General features: G+C 70.5%; 13 protein-coding genes. 5 read left to right on the forward strand and 8 right to left on the reverse strand.

The features are described 5' to 3' along the window. The first annotated feature begins 66 nt into the window (after positions 1 to 66). Positions 67 to 1,062, forward strand: coding sequence for a porphobilinogen synthase (gene hemB, locus EOD42_RS15110; protein ID WP_127788675.1), 996 nt, complete (start codon positions 67 to 69; stop codon positions 1,060 to 1,062). 262 nt (positions 1,063 to 1,324) lie between these two features. Here the strand turns inward: hemB and ltnD are convergent, their stop codons facing one another. Both ltnD and EOD42_RS15120 read right to left on the reverse strand, forming a co-directional pair. Next, positions 1,325 to 2,218, reverse strand: a complete 894-nt coding sequence (gene ltnD, locus EOD42_RS15115; RefSeq protein ID WP_127788398.1) for an L-threonate dehydrogenase — start codon at positions 2,216 to 2,218, stop codon at positions 1,325 to 1,327. Continuing rightward, positions 2,215 to 3,450 carry a flavin-dependent oxidoreductase gene (locus EOD42_RS15120; RefSeq protein ID WP_127788399.1) on the reverse strand — a complete coding sequence of 412 codons (1,236 nt, stop codon included), beginning with the start codon at positions 3,448 to 3,450 and terminating at the stop codon, positions 2,215 to 2,217. Before EOD42_RS15120 ends, ltnD begins: the two co-directional genes overlap by 4 nt. A 104-nt stretch (positions 3,451 to 3,554) precedes the next feature. On the opposite strand from EOD42_RS15120, the gene EOD42_RS15125 reads away from it, so the two are divergent. Genes EOD42_RS15125 through pgi form a run of 3 tightly spaced genes read left to right on the forward strand, consistent with a single transcriptional unit; the run spans position 3,555 to position 7,869 of the window. Then, complete coding sequence (locus tag EOD42_RS15125; RefSeq protein ID WP_127788400.1) at positions 3,555 to 4,922, forward strand: M16 family metallopeptidase; 1,368 nt, start codon at positions 3,555 to 3,557, stop codon at positions 4,920 to 4,922. Then, the gene (locus EOD42_RS15130) at positions 4,919 to 6,199 is read left to right on the forward strand and encodes a M16 family metallopeptidase (RefSeq protein WP_127788401.1); all 1,281 of its coding nucleotides are present in this window, start codon (positions 4,919 to 4,921) and stop codon (positions 6,197 to 6,199) included. Before EOD42_RS15125 ends, EOD42_RS15130 begins: the two co-directional genes overlap by 4 nt. Before the next feature lie 11 nt (positions 6,200 to 6,210). After that, on the forward strand, positions 6,211 to 7,869 hold the full coding sequence (gene pgi / locus EOD42_RS15135; RefSeq protein ID WP_127788402.1) for a glucose-6-phosphate isomerase: 1,659 nt from the start codon (positions 6,211 to 6,213) through the stop codon (positions 7,867 to 7,869). 24 nt (positions 7,870 to 7,893) lie between these two features. On the opposite strand, the gene EOD42_RS26005 is transcribed toward pgi, so the two are convergent. Both EOD42_RS26005 and EOD42_RS15140 read right to left on the reverse strand, forming a co-directional pair. Beyond that, positions 7,894 to 8,052, reverse strand: coding sequence for a hypothetical protein (locus EOD42_RS26005; RefSeq protein WP_164867952.1), 159 nt, complete (start codon positions 8,050 to 8,052; stop codon positions 7,894 to 7,896). A 183-nt stretch (positions 8,053 to 8,235) separates the two neighbouring features. Beyond that, positions 8,236 to 10,083, reverse strand: a complete 1,848-nt coding sequence (locus EOD42_RS15140; protein ID WP_127788403.1) for a tetratricopeptide repeat protein — start codon at positions 10,081 to 10,083, stop codon at positions 8,236 to 8,238. Between the two features lie 128 nt (positions 10,084 to 10,211). On the opposite strand from EOD42_RS15140, the gene EOD42_RS15145 reads away from it, so the two are divergent. Continuing rightward, positions 10,212 to 11,057, forward strand: a complete 846-nt coding sequence (locus EOD42_RS15145; protein WP_127788404.1) for a fumarylacetoacetate hydrolase family protein — start codon at positions 10,212 to 10,214, stop codon at positions 11,055 to 11,057. An 11-nt stretch (positions 11,058 to 11,068) separates the two neighbouring features. On the opposite strand, the gene EOD42_RS15150 is transcribed toward EOD42_RS15145, so the two are convergent. From EOD42_RS15150 to ispH, 4 genes are read right to left on the reverse strand one after another with little or no spacing between them, the layout of a single operon-like run. Further along, positions 11,069 to 11,776, reverse strand: coding sequence for a haloacid dehalogenase type II (locus tag EOD42_RS15150; protein ID WP_127788405.1), 708 nt, complete (start codon positions 11,774 to 11,776; stop codon positions 11,069 to 11,071). Between the two features lie 51 nt (positions 11,777 to 11,827). Then, a complete protein-coding gene (rnhA, locus tag EOD42_RS15155; protein ID WP_127788406.1) occupies positions 11,828 to 12,274 on the reverse strand; it encodes a ribonuclease HI in 447 nt (148 codons plus the stop codon). Further along, positions 12,267 to 13,247, reverse strand: coding sequence for a homoserine kinase (locus EOD42_RS15160; protein WP_127788407.1), 981 nt, complete (start codon positions 13,245 to 13,247; stop codon positions 12,267 to 12,269). Before EOD42_RS15160 ends, rnhA begins: the two co-directional genes overlap by 8 nt. A gap of 10 nt (positions 13,248 to 13,257) precedes the next feature. Further along, complete coding sequence (ispH, locus tag EOD42_RS15165) at positions 13,258 to 14,256, reverse strand: 4-hydroxy-3-methylbut-2-enyl diphosphate reductase (protein WP_127788408.1); 999 nt, start codon at positions 14,254 to 14,256, stop codon at positions 13,258 to 13,260. Positions 14,257 to 14,272: the final 16 nt, after the last annotated feature.

A 14,272-nucleotide genomic window follows, 5' to 3' on the forward strand; every position in this document is an offset into this window, starting at 1 on the left:
GGGGGCGGCGGCGTAATCCGAAGGGGCGGGCCGGTCGCCCGCCCCATTCCGTGAGGTAGTGCCATGATCCCGCTCGGCTCCTTCCCCAACACGCGCTTGCGCCGCAACCGCCGCGACGCCTGGACCCGGGCGCTGACCGCCGAGAACGTCCTGGCGCCCTCCAACCTGATCTGGCCGATCTTCATCTGCGAAGGCGAGAACCGCCGCGTGCCGGTGGACACCATGCCGGGGCAGATCCGCGTCTCTGTGGACCTGGTGGCGGAGCATGTGGCCGAGGCCGTGGCCCTCGGCATCCCGGCCGTGGCCCTCTTTCCCTACACGCCGGCCGAGCAGCGCGACCCCGAAGGCACGCGCGCGCTGGACGAGAACAACCTGATCTGTTCCGCTGCCCGCGCGCTGAAGGCCGCCCACCCCACGCTCGGCGTCATCGGCGACGTGGCGCTCGATACCTACACCGACCACGGCCATGACGGCGTGCTGCGCGACGGATACGTCCATAACGAGGACACCGTCGCCATCCTGTGCGAGATGGCCGTGACGATGGCCAAGGCCGGCGTGGACGTCATCGCGCCGTCGGACATGATGGACGGGCGCATCGGCGCCATCCGCGCGGCACTGGACGCCCAGGGGCTGATCCACACCAAGATCATGTCCTATGCCGCCAAATACGCCTCTGGCTTCTACTCGCCCTTCCGGGATGCCGTGGGCAGCCTGGGCCAGCTGATCGGCGACAAGAAGACCTATCAGATGGACCCCGCCAACAGCGACGAAGCCCTGCGCGAGGTTGCCCTGGACATCCAGGAAGGCGCCGACATGGTGATGGTGAAGCCCGGCCTGCCCTACCTGGACATCGTCCACCGCGTGCGCACCACCTTCGGCGTGCCGACCTACGCCTACCAGGTCAGCGGCGAATACTCGATGATCATGGCCGCCGTGGAACGCGGCTGGCTGGACCACGACCGCGCGATGATGGAAGCCCTGATGGCCTTCAAGCGCGCCGGCTGCAACGGCATCCTGACCTACTTCGCGGTGAAGGCCGCCAGGCTGCTGAAGAACGGGTGAGGTCGGACCGGGGGCTTCGCCCCCAGGCCCCCACCAAAGGGCTCCGCCCTCTGGACGCCCGCCAAGGGTCGTGACGACCCTTGGAACCCAGGAGTTATCCGAAAGGGCGAGGAGGGGCACCAGGCGCCCTCTTGGCCCATCGGTCGCTATCCGCCCCTCCTCGCCCTTTCGGCTATCGGTTTCCAAAGGCCTTTCGGCCTTTGGTGGGGATCCAAGGGGCAAAGCCCTTTGGCGGGGTCCGGGGCAGAGCCCCGGTCCAGCCTCACCCCTCTCCAGGCAGCTTGATGCCCGTCATCGCCTGGTAGGCGCGGATGACGAAGGCGTCGTCCTTGCCGCCGTGGCCTTGGGCGGCGGCGGCGATGAACAGTTGCATCGCCTGGGCGGCGAGCGGCACGGGGGACTGGGCGTCGCGCGCCATGGCTTCGACCAGGCCCAGGTCCTTGACGAAGATGTTGACGGCGGAGTGCGGGGTTTCGTCGCCGGCCAGGACATGGGCCATGCGGTTCTCGAACATCCAGCTGTTGCCGGCGGCGCCGGTGACGACGCCGTAGACCTGCTCGGGGTCCAGGCCGGCCTTGATGGCAAGGGCCATGGCCTCGGCCGCGACGGCGATGTGCACGCCGGCCAGCAGTTGGTGCGTGACCTTCATGGTGGCGCCGAGGCCGGCTTCGGCGCCCAGCTTCCAGACCTTGGCGGCCACCGCGTCCAGCACCGGCGCGGCGGCGGCGAAGGCGGCCTCGGGCCCGCTGGCCATCACGGTCATGGTGCCGGCATTGGCGGCCTTGGACCCGCCGGAGACGGGCGCGTCGAGATAGAGCAGGCCCTGGGCCGCGGCGTCGGCGGCCAGCGCACGGGCGTCGGCCGGCGCCATGGTGGCTGAGACGATGAGGATCGCGCCAGGGGCCAGGCGGGGCGCGCAGCCCTCTGGCCCGAACAGGGAGGCTCGGGCCTGGGCCGCGTTGACGGTCAGCACCAGCACGGCGGTCGTGCCCTGGGGGATGTCGGCCGCGCGTGCCACGGCGGTGCCGCCTGCCTGCTCGAAGGCGGCGCGGGCTGCGGGGCTGGGGTCCACGCCCACCACGGCATGCCCCGCCTTCAGCAGGGACCGCGCGGCCCCCTGCCCCATGCTGCCCAACCCGATGGCGGCGATCGTCATGGCGTGAAGCTCTCCCTCTCATTCAGCAGCGCGGGGTCGAAGCCCGCGAGTTTCTTGTAGTGGTTGGCCGTCTCGGCCAGTTCCTGGCGGCTGATCACGGCCTCCAGGTCGGTGAAGCCGTCCGGCGCGCGTTCATGCACGCGTTCCAGGATCACGTCGGGCCCCAGCGCCCGGTTCGCGAGAGTCAGTGTCGCGGTGGGCGGCCGGCGCGCGGCGTCATAGGCCGCGAGCCCCGCCGCCCAGTCGCCCTGGCAGCGGCCCAGATGCATGGCCAGCACCCGCGCGTCGAGAATGGCCTGGGAGGCACCGTTGGAGCCGATCGGGTACATGGGGTGGGCGGCATCGCCCAGCAGCGTCACGCGCCCCTCGTTCCAGCTGGGCAACGGGTCGCGGTCCACCATCGGGAACTCGTAGACGGCCTCGGCGCGCGCCATCAGCGCGGGCACGTCGAGCCAGGGCCACACCCAGTCGCGGTAATGCGGGATCACGTCCTCCAGCCTGCCCTGGCGGTTCCAGTCCTCACGGTTCCAGGCCGTGTCGGCGGGCAGCACGCGTTCCGCGATCCAGTTGATCAGCTGCGTGCCGTCCTGGTGGTTGGCGATGGGATAGCAGACGAATTTCAGGTCGTGGTGGCCGCACTGGATCATGGTGGCGCCCCCCAGGAAGGGCGGCGCGACAGAGGTGGCGCGCCACAGCACGGCCCCCTTCCAGCGCGGCGCCCCTTCATCCGGCAGGCGCTGGGCGCGCACGGCGGAATGGATGCCGTCGGCGCCCACCAGCACGTCTGCGCGCGCGACCAGGCCATCGGCGAAATAGGCGGTGACGCCATGGGCATCATGCTCCACCCGCTCCAGCCGGCAGCCGGTATGCACCCGCCAGGCGCCCAGCCGCGCCCGTGCCTCGACCAGCAGCAGCATGTGCAGCCGGCCGCGATGGATGCTGTATTGCGGCCAGTGATAGCCGGCGGCCAGCCCGCGCGGCTCGCGCCAGATCTCCTGGCCATGGGCGGTGATGTAGCGCAGTTCCTGCGTCGCGATGCCGGTCTCGGCCAGCAGCGGCGCCAGGCCCAGCTCCGTCAGTTCCCGCACCGCATGGGGCAGCACGTTGATGCCGACGCCGAGGGGGCGGATCTCGCGCACCGCCTCGAACACCTCGACGTCGATGCCGGCGGCGTGCAGGGAAAGCGCGGCCGTGAGCCCGCCTATCCCGCCGCCGATGATGATGACGCGCATGAAACCCTCCCGCGCGGAGTTAGAACCCGGCCCGCCGCCGCCGCAAGGGCGGTTTGGGCGATAACCCTTCCCAACGGCCGCCACCGCGCCCACATTGTGCCCTCATGCCCGTGACGAGACGCACCGCCATTTCTGCTTTGCCCCTGGCCGCCGCCATCGCGGCCGATACTCCGCCCGCCCGTGCCCAGCAGCCCTCGAACAGCCTCGGAAGACCGATCTTCGGCGCCAAGCAGTGGCGGCTGGAGAACGGGCTGCGCGTGGTGCTGGCCGAAAGCCACCGCGCCCCGCTGGTGGCGCATTACGTGTTCTACGGCGCCGGCGCCGGAGAGGACCCGCAGGGGATCGGCGGCGTCGCCCACTTCATGGAACACATGATGTTCAAGGGCAGCGGCAACGTGCCGAGCGGGGATTTCTCCCGCCTCGTCGCCCGCCAGGGCGGGCAGGACAACGCCTTCACCAGCCGCGACGTCACGGCCTATTACCAGCATGTCGAATCATCGCGCCTCGCGCTGGTGATGCGCATGGAGGCGGACCGCATGGCGGGCCCGCTGTTCAACCCGGCCGAGTTCGAAGCCGAGCGCAGCGTGGTGCTGGAGGAACGCCGCCAGGTGGTGGAAAGCCAGCCGCGCAGCAAGTTCCGTGAGAGCTTCGACGCCGCCATGTGGGGCCGCCAGCATTGGCGCGGCCGCCCCATCATCGGCTGGGAGGAGGAGATCCGCGCGATCTCCCGCGATGACATGCTGGCCTTCTTCGGCGCCCGCTATGCCCCCGGCAACGCGACGCTGGTGGTGGCCGGCGACGTGACCGAGGACCAGCTGCGGGAGCTGGTGGACCAGACCTATGCCAAGGTGCCGGCCCGCGCCTTCACCCCCCGCGCGCGGGGCGATATTCCGGCCGCCCCCGGCATGCCCCGCATCGAGCAGACGAGCCCCGCGACGCGGGAGGCGAGCTTCACCCGCGCCATCGCGGCGCCCTCGGCCACCTGGGGCGAGAAGCGCCATGCCTGGCCGCTGGAGGTGCTGTCCCATGTGCTGGGCGGGGGCACGGGTTCCCGGCTGCACAAGGCGCTGGTCGAGAGCGGCCTGGCTGTCTCCGCCGGTGCCGGCTACGATTCGGATGTGGTGGGTGCCGGCATCTTCACCGTCGCCGCCACGCTGCGCGCGCCCAACACCCGAGAGGCGCTGGAACAGGCGGCCAATGCCGAGATCGCCCGCATCGCCCAGGACGGCGCGACGGAGGCCGAGGTCTCGCGCTCCATCCGCCAGCTGACGGCGGGCGCGATGCTGGCTCTCGACGGGCTGGGTGCGGCGCCGCGCATGCTGGGCGGCGCGCTGGCCATCGGCCTGCCGCTCGAGGATGTGGAGCACTGGCCCGACAAGCTGCGGGCCGTGACGACCGCCCAGGTGAACGAGGCCGCTCGCGCCGTGCTGGTGAACCCGCTCACGACCTCCGGCTGGCTGCTGCCCGCATGATCCCGAACGCGACCGACACCGCCTCCCTGCCGCCGCGCGCCGCCTTCGCCCTGCCCATCCGCGTGATCCGCGAGGGCGGCATCACCGCCTGGCTGGTCGAGGACCAGTCCGTCCCCGTCGTCTCCCTGGAATGGAGCTGGCAGGGCGGGGCCGCGCTGGATGCGCCGGAGCAGGTGGGCCGCATGGCCCTCGCCTTCGCCATGCTGACCGAGGGCGCGGGTGAGCTGAACCACCTGGCCTTCACCGATGCCGCGCGTGACAACGGCATCGTGCTGCAATTCGGCGCGGGGCGGGACACCGCCTCGGGCGGGTTCCGCGCGCTGCGCGATTCGCTGCCGGAGGCGGTGCGCCTGGCCAAGCTGGCCATGACCGCGCCTCGTTTGGATGCGCCTGACCTGGACAGGGTGCGCGCGCGCAGCATCGTGGCCGTGCGCCAGGCCATCGAAACGCCGCGGGGCGCCGCCAACCGCGCCTTCTGGGCCGCGGCCTATCCGGGCCATCCGGCCGGGCGCTCCGCCACGCCGGACAGCCTGGCCGCCATTCCCCGAGAGGCGCTGCTGCAAGGGCTTTCGGCCCAGCTGCGCCGCGACGGCGTGCTGGTGGGCGCCGCCGGCGCCATCACCGAGGATGAGCTGCGCGCCCTGCTGCGCGAGATGTTCGCCGGACTTCCCGCCCAGGCCCCGGCGCCCCTGCCCTCCCTGCCGGCCATGGCGGATTTCGCGCCGGTGGTCGAACACCGCCCGGCGCCGCAATCCTCGGTCATGTTCGGCCAGGAAGGCCCCCTGCCCGACGACCCGCGCTGGGAAGCCACGCAGGTCGCGCTGCGAATCCTGGGCGGCAGCGGCTTCTCCTCGCGCCTGATGCGCCAGGTGCGTGAGGAACGCGGCCTGACCTACGGTATCGGCGCGGGGCTGGATGTGGTGTTCGGCCGGGCCGTGGTGCTGGGCCAGGCCAGCACCGACAACGCCCGCGTGGCCGAGATGCTGGGCCTGACGCGTGAGATCTGGGCCCGCATGGCCGCCGACGGCCCCCTGGCGTCGGAGTTGGAGGAGGCGGTGGACTACCTGAACGGCACGCTGCCGCTGCAGTTCAGCGACAGCCGGCGCATCGCGGGCGGCCTGCTCAGCCTGATGCAGAACAACCGCACCCCCGCCTGGCTGCAGGGCCGGCCCGCGCGGCTTTCCGCGCTGACCGTGGCCGATGTGGCGGCGGCCGCGCGGCAATTCGGTGCTTCTCCGTTGAGGGTGGTGGTAGCCGGGCAGCCGGTTGGCCTGTAAGGTCGCCCGCGATGAACGACATCTATGCAGAAGCCTGGAAGGCGGTTGAAGCCGCTGGCCGCACGCCCCGTGCAGACGGCACTTCACCCGCCTCCATAAGGCCTCTGTTCGCGGCCGACCCCAAGCGGTTCGAGCGCTACTCCTTCAGTGCCGACAACCTGCTGCTGGACATCAGCAAGACCTCCATCGACGAAGGCGCGATGGCGGCCCTGCTGAACCTGGCCCGTGCGGCGAAGGTCGAGGAATGGCGCAGCGGCCTGTCGGAAGGCGCACTGGTCAACGCGACCGAGCGCCGGCGCGCCCTGCACATGGCGCTGCGCGCGCCCTCAGGTTCCACCACCGGAGCAGGCGGCGCGGCCGTCCAGGCCGAGATCCAGGCCACCTTCGCGCGCATGCATGCCTTCACCCAGGCGGTGCATGGCGGGGCGATCCGCGGCGCCACGGGGGAACGTTTCACCCACGTCCTGAACATCGGCATCGGCGGCAGCGACCTGGGGCCCGTGATGGCGACCCGCGCGCTGATCAACCCGGCATCGCCCATGGTCGCGCTGCATCTGGGCAATGTGGACGGCCATGGCTGGCGCGCCCTGCTGGCCACCATGGACCCGAAGCGCACGCTGGTGCTCGTCTCCTCCAAGACCTTCACCACGCAGGAGACGATGGCCAATGCCCGGCTGGTGAAGGGCTGGCTGGCCGAGACGCTGGGTGAGGCCGGTGCCGCGAGCCATATGGCCGCACTGTCCACCAACCTCGTGGCGTGCGCCGAATTCGGCATCCCCTCCGAGCGCGTCTTCCCCTTCGGCGATTATGTCGGCGGGCGCTTCTCTCTGTGGTCGGCCATCGGGCTGTCGCTGGCCCTCGCGCTCGGCTGGGACACCTTCCAGCGCATGCTGGCCGGCGCGCGCGCCATGGACCTGCACTTCCTGAAGGCGCCGCTGGAGAAGAACCTGCCCGTGCTGCTGGCGCTGGTGGAGGTCTGGCACGTCAATGCGCTGGGCTATTCCCGCCGTGCCGTGCTGCCTTATGACGAACGCCTGCGCCGCCTGCCCGCCCATCTGCAGCAGCTGGAGATGGAGAGCCTGGGCAAGCGCGTGACGCTGGAGGGCGCGCCCGTGGGCCGCGCCACTGGCCCGGTGGTGTTCGGTGAGCCCGGCACCTCTGCCCAGCACAGCTTCATGCAGCTGGTGCACCAGGGCACGGAGCCGGTGCCGGTCGACTTCATCCTGATCGCGCGCCCGGACCACCCCTGGGCGGAAAACCACCGCATCCTGCTGGCCAACGGCCTGGCCCAGGCTGAAGGCCTGCTCTCGGGCAAGGACGAGGCCACGGTGCGTGCCGAGATGGAAAAGGCCGGCGCCGACGCCGCCACCATCGAGCGCCTGCTGCCGCACCGCATCTTCCCCGGTGACCGGCCGAGCACGAGCATCCTGCTGCCGCGGCTCGACCCCTTCTCCTTCGGGCAGCTCATCGCGCTGTATGAGCACAAGGTGGCGACGCTGGGCGCGCTGTGGGGCATCAACCCCTTCGACCAGTGGGGCGTGGAGCTGGGCAAGCAGCTTGCCGGCCCGCTGCTGAAGGAGCTGGAACTGGGCGAGCCCGCCACCGGTGCGCATGACAGCAGCACCGAGGGGCTGCTGCGCGAATTGCTGCGCCTGCGCGACGAGGGCTGAATATCGCCGGGGGCGAGCCCCCGGTCAGTGATAGCTGCGCCGGCTGCTCATCCGCAGGTCCATCTGCAGGCTGGCCAGCCGCGCCTGCCGGAGTATGGCCCGGCCGCGCTGAAACTCGTCGGTATCGCGTGAGCCCATCATGTCATGCGCGGTGTAGAACATCTCCGCGACACTTTCGGCCATCCGCCTTTCATCAATGATGGGCGGCGACCCGCTCGCCTTACCAGTCTTCCTGACCGCCATAACACGCATCCTGCTGCCTGAAGCAAAGAGTCCGACCTCACAAGCAGGCGAAATCGTCCCCTGGCATATAGTGCGGAAGTATCCTGCTCGGCCGTTACCGTTACCTGAGGCTTTCGTAGGAATTCAGGATTGCGGTTCGTTAAGACATGCAGGCGCGGCCGGGCGCCCCCTGACGAGCGTTACAGGGGCGCCGGGCGCCTCTTCCAGCATGAATTGTGACAAAGCGTTCACGACCTCGGCCGAGGGGAAGCGGCGCCGCAGAAGTTCCGCCGGATCGTTGAGCCACAGGGGGTCACGTTCGGCCAGGGCGCGTCGCCAGCGGCGCACCGCCGCCTCGTCATGCTGCAGCCGGGCCCCGATCAGCCGCGCCACCTGGTTCAGCACGAAGCCCGTCTCCGTCAGCCGGTCCGCGCGCTCCACCGCCCCGGCCATGTTGCCGGAGAGCAGCTCGGCCAGGAACAGGAAGAAGTTCATCCAGGCCGGCCGCGCGGTCGCATAGCGGCAGGCTTCGAGCAGCAGGTCACGGGCCTCCTCCACCTGGCCCCGCCCCAGCAGGCGCGAGGCGAGATCCGCCGCGATGTCCGGATCGAAGGGGTTGAGCTGCCGGGCGCGCCGCAGCGCCGAAATTGCCGTCTCCATGTCGCCGCGGATGTAGTGCACGGCCCCCAGCGCCTGCCTGATCCGCGCATCGAAGGGCGCCATGTCGGCTGCCCGGCGGACCAGCGCATAGGCTTCGTCGAGGGTCGCGCGCCTGCCCTCCTCCTGCCCCGGCGTCGACAGGCGATAGGCCTCCAGCCGCATCAGCGCCAGACCGGCCAGGAAGGCGGGCTCGGCGGGGTCGGCCTCGATGGATCGGTGCAGGCACGCATCCAGGCGGGGAAGCGCCGCGACATCGTAGTTGCGCCAGTAATCCGCGACCAGCAGCAGGCAGGAGAAGCCTGTCACCTCCTGGCGGTTGCCCAGCCGCGCGCGCTCCCGGCCCAGGATCAGCCCATAGGGCTGCGCCAGCGAGGTGACGATGAAACGCGCCACGGCCTGGCCGTGCTCACCCAATGTCGTGGCGCCGTCGAAGATGGCCAGCACCAGCCCGGCATTCACCTCCAGCAGTTCGAGCCGCACCGCGCCGTCCTGCAGCATCCGCCCCCGCAGGCGGTATTGCGCGTCCTGCTTTTCCGGCAGGCCGACCCGGACGGTGATCTCGCTGAAGCGGGCAAGCCCCGTTCGCAGGGTCTCGGCGAAGGCTGCCGCCTGGGTTGACTGCGCCGGGTCGTCGACCACCAGCGGGTCCACGATCAGCAGCGGGCGCAGGTCTGCCGGCGGCTCGGTCTTGGGCGGATGCAGGTTCTCGGTCTGCCGCACCAGCAGGGCGCCATTGGCGGTGAAGGAGAGATGCCGCGAGCCCGCAGGCGCCAGGAGCAGGACGCCCACCGCCGCCAGCGCGCCCAGCATGCCGATCGCGCCCAGGGCGGAGAGGGCGATGGCGGCGAAGCCGCGGCGCCGCGCCGGTGCCGGCAGGGCCATCGCGGCAAGCGGCGGCGCTTCGGCTTCTGGCGGCCCGGATTCGGGCGGCGCGGACTCGGGCAGCGCGGGTGCGGGGTCGGGCGGGGCTGCCCCCGGCAGCAGGCGGGGAACATAGCTGCCGGGTTCGAGGGCGATGCGATGAGGGTCCGCCGCCCCTTCCCGCGCATAGTAGTCCTCCAGCAGCAGGCGCAGCCGGCGCATGGCGACGCGAACGCCCGGGTCGGCGGCCGAATCGAAATCCGCCGGCTTGCCCAGCGCCTCGACCGCGACGGTATAGCCCTTCAGGCGGTCCGCATGGCCGGCCAGCGCGCTCTCGACCAGGTAGCGCAGCAAGGTTCGGGCCTGACGGGACGCGCGGAAACTGGCCGAGGCCTCGATCCTCGCCAGTGCTTCGCGCAATGCCCCAACCGGACCATCGGAAGGGTCGTCCCGCCCCTGCTCATCGGTCATGCCGATATGCTGACATGGGGCAGCGCGAATTCCAATCCAGAACACAATCAGGACGTGTAGACGGGGCGGGTTGCGCGGCGGCCCGGCCCTGGCAAGCTGAACCACCGCCAGTTCACGGGGAGAACGACATGAAACTGCTGCGCTACGGGCCGCCGGGCCTCGAAAAGCCCGGCATGCTGGACAGTTCCGGCACCATCCGCGACCTCTCGGGCATCGTGCCCGACATCGCGGGCAGCGTGCTGTCGCCGGAGGGGCTGAAGCGCCTGGCGGCGCTGGACCCGTCCAGCCTGCCGGCCGTCGCGGGGCGCCCCCGGCTGGGCCCGCCCGTATCGGGCATGAAGCAGCTGCTGTGCATCGGCCTGAACTATGCCGACCACGCCGCGGAGGCCGGCATGCCGATTCCCAAAGAACCCATCCTGTTCCTCAAAGCGAACGGTGCGCTCTGCGGCCCGGACGACGACGTGATCATCCCCCGGGGCAGCAGCAAGACCGACTGGGAGGTGGAGCTGTGCATCATCATCGGCACCACCGCGCGCGGGGTTTCCGAGGATGCGGCGCTCGATCATGTCGCGGGCTATGCCGTCGGCAATGACGTGTCGGAGCGCGAATGGCAGCTGGAGCGCGGCGGCACCTGGGACAAGGGCAAGGGCTGCGACAGCTTCGGCCCCGTCGGCCCCTGGCTGGTGACGAAGGACGAGTTGCCGGACCCGCAGGCCCTGCCCATGTTCCTGGATGTGGACGGCCAGCGCATGCAGACCGGCAGCACCGCCACCATGATCTTCGGCGTGAAGCAGATCGTGAGCTATGTCAGCCGCTTCATCACCCTGCATCCGGGCGACATTATCTTCACCGGCACCCCGCCCGGGGTGGGGATGGGGATGAAGCCCGCCCCCGTCTTCCTGAAGCCCGGCCAGACGATGCGCCTGGGCATCGCGGGGCTGGGCGAGCAGAACCAGAAGGTGGTGGGGGCCTAGGCCCCCATTTTCTAGGCCCCCGTTTTTTCCGCCAGGTCCTGGAAATCCGCGGCAACCCAGTCCCACGGGTCCTCCGCCACCAAGTCGATGGTCTGGCCCGGCCCGTGCTCGGTCGGGCGCGGGATGAAGGCCGTGGCCAGCCCCGCCTTGCGCGCCGCGCGCAGGTCTCCGTTATGGGCGGCCACCAGGCACAGTTCATGCGGCTTGATGCCCAGGATCTCGGCGGTGTTGAGGTAGGCGCGCGGGTCGGGCTTGTAGGCGCGGGCGGGCTCGGCACCCAGGATGGCGTCCCAGGGCAGGCCGGCGCGCTTGGCCATGTTGGCCAGCAGCAGGATGTTGCCGTTGGACAGCGGCGCCAGGAAGAACTTGCGCTTCAGCCGGTACAGGCCCAGCAGCACGTCGGGCCAGGGGTCCAGCGCATGCCAGGCCAGGTTCAGCGCGTCCAGATCGGCGGGCGCGGCATCGATGCCGGCGGCCTGCATCACCTTTTCCAGGTTTTCCCGGTGCAGAACGTCCAGGCGCGTGAACTCCCGCCGGCCGCTGCGCACTTCCTCCATGGCGGGCTGGTATTGCTTGCGCCAGGCATCGGCCAGGGCGAAGGGGTCCATCTCGGGGCGCCCATGCGCCACCAGAAACGGCTTCAGCGCGCGGGCGACGCCGGAGCGCCAGTCCACCACCGTGCCGAATACGTCGAAAACCAGTGCCTTGACCGCTGTCATCGTGCCGTTTCCCGTGTTTGGCGGGATGGAACCACGGGTGCGGCGGGGCGGCTACCCCCGTTGCCGCGCGGCGGTGGCCATCTGGTCCACGCGCTCATTCATCTCGTCGCCCGAATGGCCCTTCACCCAGCGCCATTCGATCTGGTGAGGCTTGGCGGCGGCCAGCAGCCGCTGCCAGATCTCCATGTTCGCCACCGGGTCCTTGGCCGCGTTGCGCCAGTTGTTGCGCACCCAGCCCTTGATCCAGCGCTCCATCCCGTTGCGGACATATTCGCTGTCGGTGTGGATGATGACGCGGCAGGGGCGCTTCAGCGCCTCCAGCGCCTCGCAGGCCGCGGTCAGTTCCATGCGGTTGTTGGTCGTGGCCGGGTGGTGGCCCGACAATTCCCGCTCATGCGCGCCGAAGCGCAGCACGGCCGCCCAGCCGCCGGGGCCGGGGTTGGGCTTGCAGCCGCCATCGGTCCAGATCTCGACGACCTGCCCTTCTTCCTCAGCCACCGATCGCCTCCGGGGTTTCGGCCGACAGGAAGAAGCGCAGCTTGCGCATGTATTCCAGCGGGTCCTTGCGGGTGACCATGGCGCCGGGCGGCGTGTTCACCCAGTCGAACAGCCGCGTCAGCAGGAAGCGCAGGGCGGCGCCGCGGCACAGCACCGGCAGCGCCGCGCGCTCCGCCGGCAGCAGCGGGCGGCGGGCCGAATAGGCGCGGATCATGGCCGAGGCGCGGGTGACGTTGAAGGAATAATCCGGCTCGAAGCACCAGGCGTTCAGACACACGGCCAGGTCATAGGCCAGCAGGTCCGTGCAGGCGAAATAGAAGTCGATCAACCCGGAGATGCGCGGCTTGCCGGCCTCGTCCTCCAGGAAGAAGACGTTGTCCGGGAACAGGTCGGCGTGGATGTGGCCCTCGGGCAGGCTGCCCGGTGCGGGCCAGGCGGCCAGGATGCCGGCAAGGGCCGCGTCCAGCTCCGCGATCAGCCCGGGCTGCACGCTGTCGCCATCCTTGCGGCACAGGCCCAGCAGCGGCTGCCAGCCCAGCGGGCCCAGGGCATTGGCGCGGGTGGCGGCATAGCCCTGCCCGGCCAGATGCAGCCCGGCCAGCGCATCGCCGAGCGGGGCCGCGTGCTCGCCGCGCACCCGGCGCGGCCAGACGCCCGGCAGGAAGGTGCAGATGGCGGCGGGGCGGCCGGCCAGTTCACGCAGCGCCTCTCCGTCACGGCCGGAGACCGGCTGCGGGCATTCCACCCCATGGGCCGCCAGATGGCGCATCAGCCCCAGGAACCAGGGCAGCTCCGTGGGGTCCACCCGCTTCTCGTACAGGGTGAGGATGAAATCCCCGCCGGTGGTCTTGAGCTGGTAGTTGGAGTTCTCCACCCCTTCCGCGATGCCGCGGAAGGCCACCAGCTCACCGATCGGGTACGCTTCGAGGAAGGCGCACAGCGCCTCGTCCGTGACTTCGGTATAGACGGCCATGGAGTGTCGGTTACGCCTGGGCGCCCGCGCCCGCCAGCGCACCGGGCAGCTTGAAGGTGATGCGCTCCTCGGCCACCACGATCTCCTCGGTCGCCAGGGAGTAGCGCTCGCGCAGCCTGGCCAGCACTTCCTCCACCAGCACCTCGGGCGCGCTGGCGCCGGCCGTGATGCCCACCGTCGCCACGCCGTCCAGGATCGCGAGGTCGAGGTCGCGCCCGCGCTGCACCATGATGGATTTCGGGCAGCCCGCCTTGGTCGCCACTTCCTTCAGCCGAACGGAGTTGGAGGAGTTGGGCGCGCCCACCACGATCATCAGGTCCGCGCGCGGCGCGATGGCCTTCACCGCCGCCTGGCGGTTGGTGGTGGCGTAGCAGATGTCCTCCTTCGCGGGGGTGGACATGTCGGGGAAGCGTTCGGCCAGCACGGCGATGATGCCGGCGGTGTCGTCCACCGACAGCGTGGTCTGGGTGATGAAGGCCAGCGGCACGCCCTGGGGCGGCTGCACGGTGCGGGCCTCGTCCTCGTCCTCGACCAGGGTCACGCCGCCCTCGGGCAGCTGGCCCATGGTGCCGATCACTTCCGGGTGGCCGGCATGGCCGATCAGGAAGATGTGGCGGCCGCGGGCGTGGTGGTGCTCGGCCTCGCGGTGGACCTTGCTGACCAGCGGGCAGGTGGCGTCCAGATAGAACATCTGGCGGCGCTCGGCCTCGCCGGGGATGGATTTCGGCACGCCATGGGCGCTGAACACCACCGGCTGGCCGTCATCGGGGATCTCGTGCAGTTCCTCGACGAAGATCGCGCCCTGGCGTTCCAGGCTCTCGACCACGAAGCGGTTGTGCACGATCTCATGCCGGACATAGACCGGCGCGCCGTAGCGCTTCAGCGCCTCCTCGACGATCTTGATCGCGCGGTCCACGCCGGCGCAGAAGCCGCGCGGGCCGGCAAGCAGCACGTTCAGGCCGGGCTTGGCCACCGAGGGGGCAACTGCCTGGATGTCACTCTGGGTCATGCGCGTCACTTCCGGT

The sequence above is a fragment of the Rhodovarius crocodyli genome, assembly GCF_004005855.1.
Classification (GTDB): domain Bacteria; phylum Pseudomonadota; class Alphaproteobacteria; order Acetobacterales; family Acetobacteraceae; genus Rhodovarius; species Rhodovarius crocodyli.

What these genes read in the sequence shown, in the direction of transcription:
- ltnD (WP_127788398.1), bottom strand. Translation starts at nt 2,218, where the DNA reads ATGACGATCGCCGCCATCGGGTTGGGCAGCATGGGGCAGGGGGCCGCG.
- EOD42_RS15120 (WP_127788399.1), bottom strand. Translation starts at nt 3,450, where the DNA reads ATGCGCGTCATCATCATCGGCGGCGGGATAGGCGGGCTCACGGCCGCG.
- EOD42_RS15125 (WP_127788400.1), top strand. Translation starts at nt 3,555, where the DNA reads ATGCCCGTGACGAGACGCACCGCCATTTCTGCTTTGCCCCTGGCCGCC.
- EOD42_RS15130 (WP_127788401.1), top strand. Translation starts at nt 4,919, where the DNA reads ATGATCCCGAACGCGACCGACACCGCCTCCCTGCCGCCGCGCGCCGCC.
- pgi (WP_127788402.1), top strand. Translation starts at nt 6,211, where the DNA reads ATGAACGACATCTATGCAGAAGCCTGGAAGGCGGTTGAAGCCGCTGGC.
- EOD42_RS26005 (WP_164867952.1), bottom strand. Translation starts at nt 8,052, where the DNA reads ATGGCCGAAAGTGTCGCGGAGATGTTCTACACCGCGCATGACATGATG.
- EOD42_RS15140 (WP_127788403.1), bottom strand. Translation starts at nt 10,083, where the DNA reads ATGACCGATGAGCAGGGGCGGGACGACCCTTCCGATGGTCCGGTTGGG.
- EOD42_RS15145 (WP_127788404.1), top strand. Translation starts at nt 10,212, where the DNA reads ATGAAACTGCTGCGCTACGGGCCGCCGGGCCTCGAAAAGCCCGGCATG.
- EOD42_RS15150 (WP_127788405.1), bottom strand. Translation starts at nt 11,776, where the DNA reads ATGACAGCGGTCAAGGCACTGGTTTTCGACGTATTCGGCACGGTGGTG.
- EOD42_RS15160 (WP_127788407.1), bottom strand. Translation starts at nt 13,247, where the DNA reads ATGGCCGTCTATACCGAAGTCACGGACGAGGCGCTGTGCGCCTTCCTC.
- ispH (WP_127788408.1), bottom strand. Translation starts at nt 14,256, where the DNA reads ATGACCCAGAGTGACATCCAGGCAGTTGCCCCCTCGGTGGCCAAGCCC.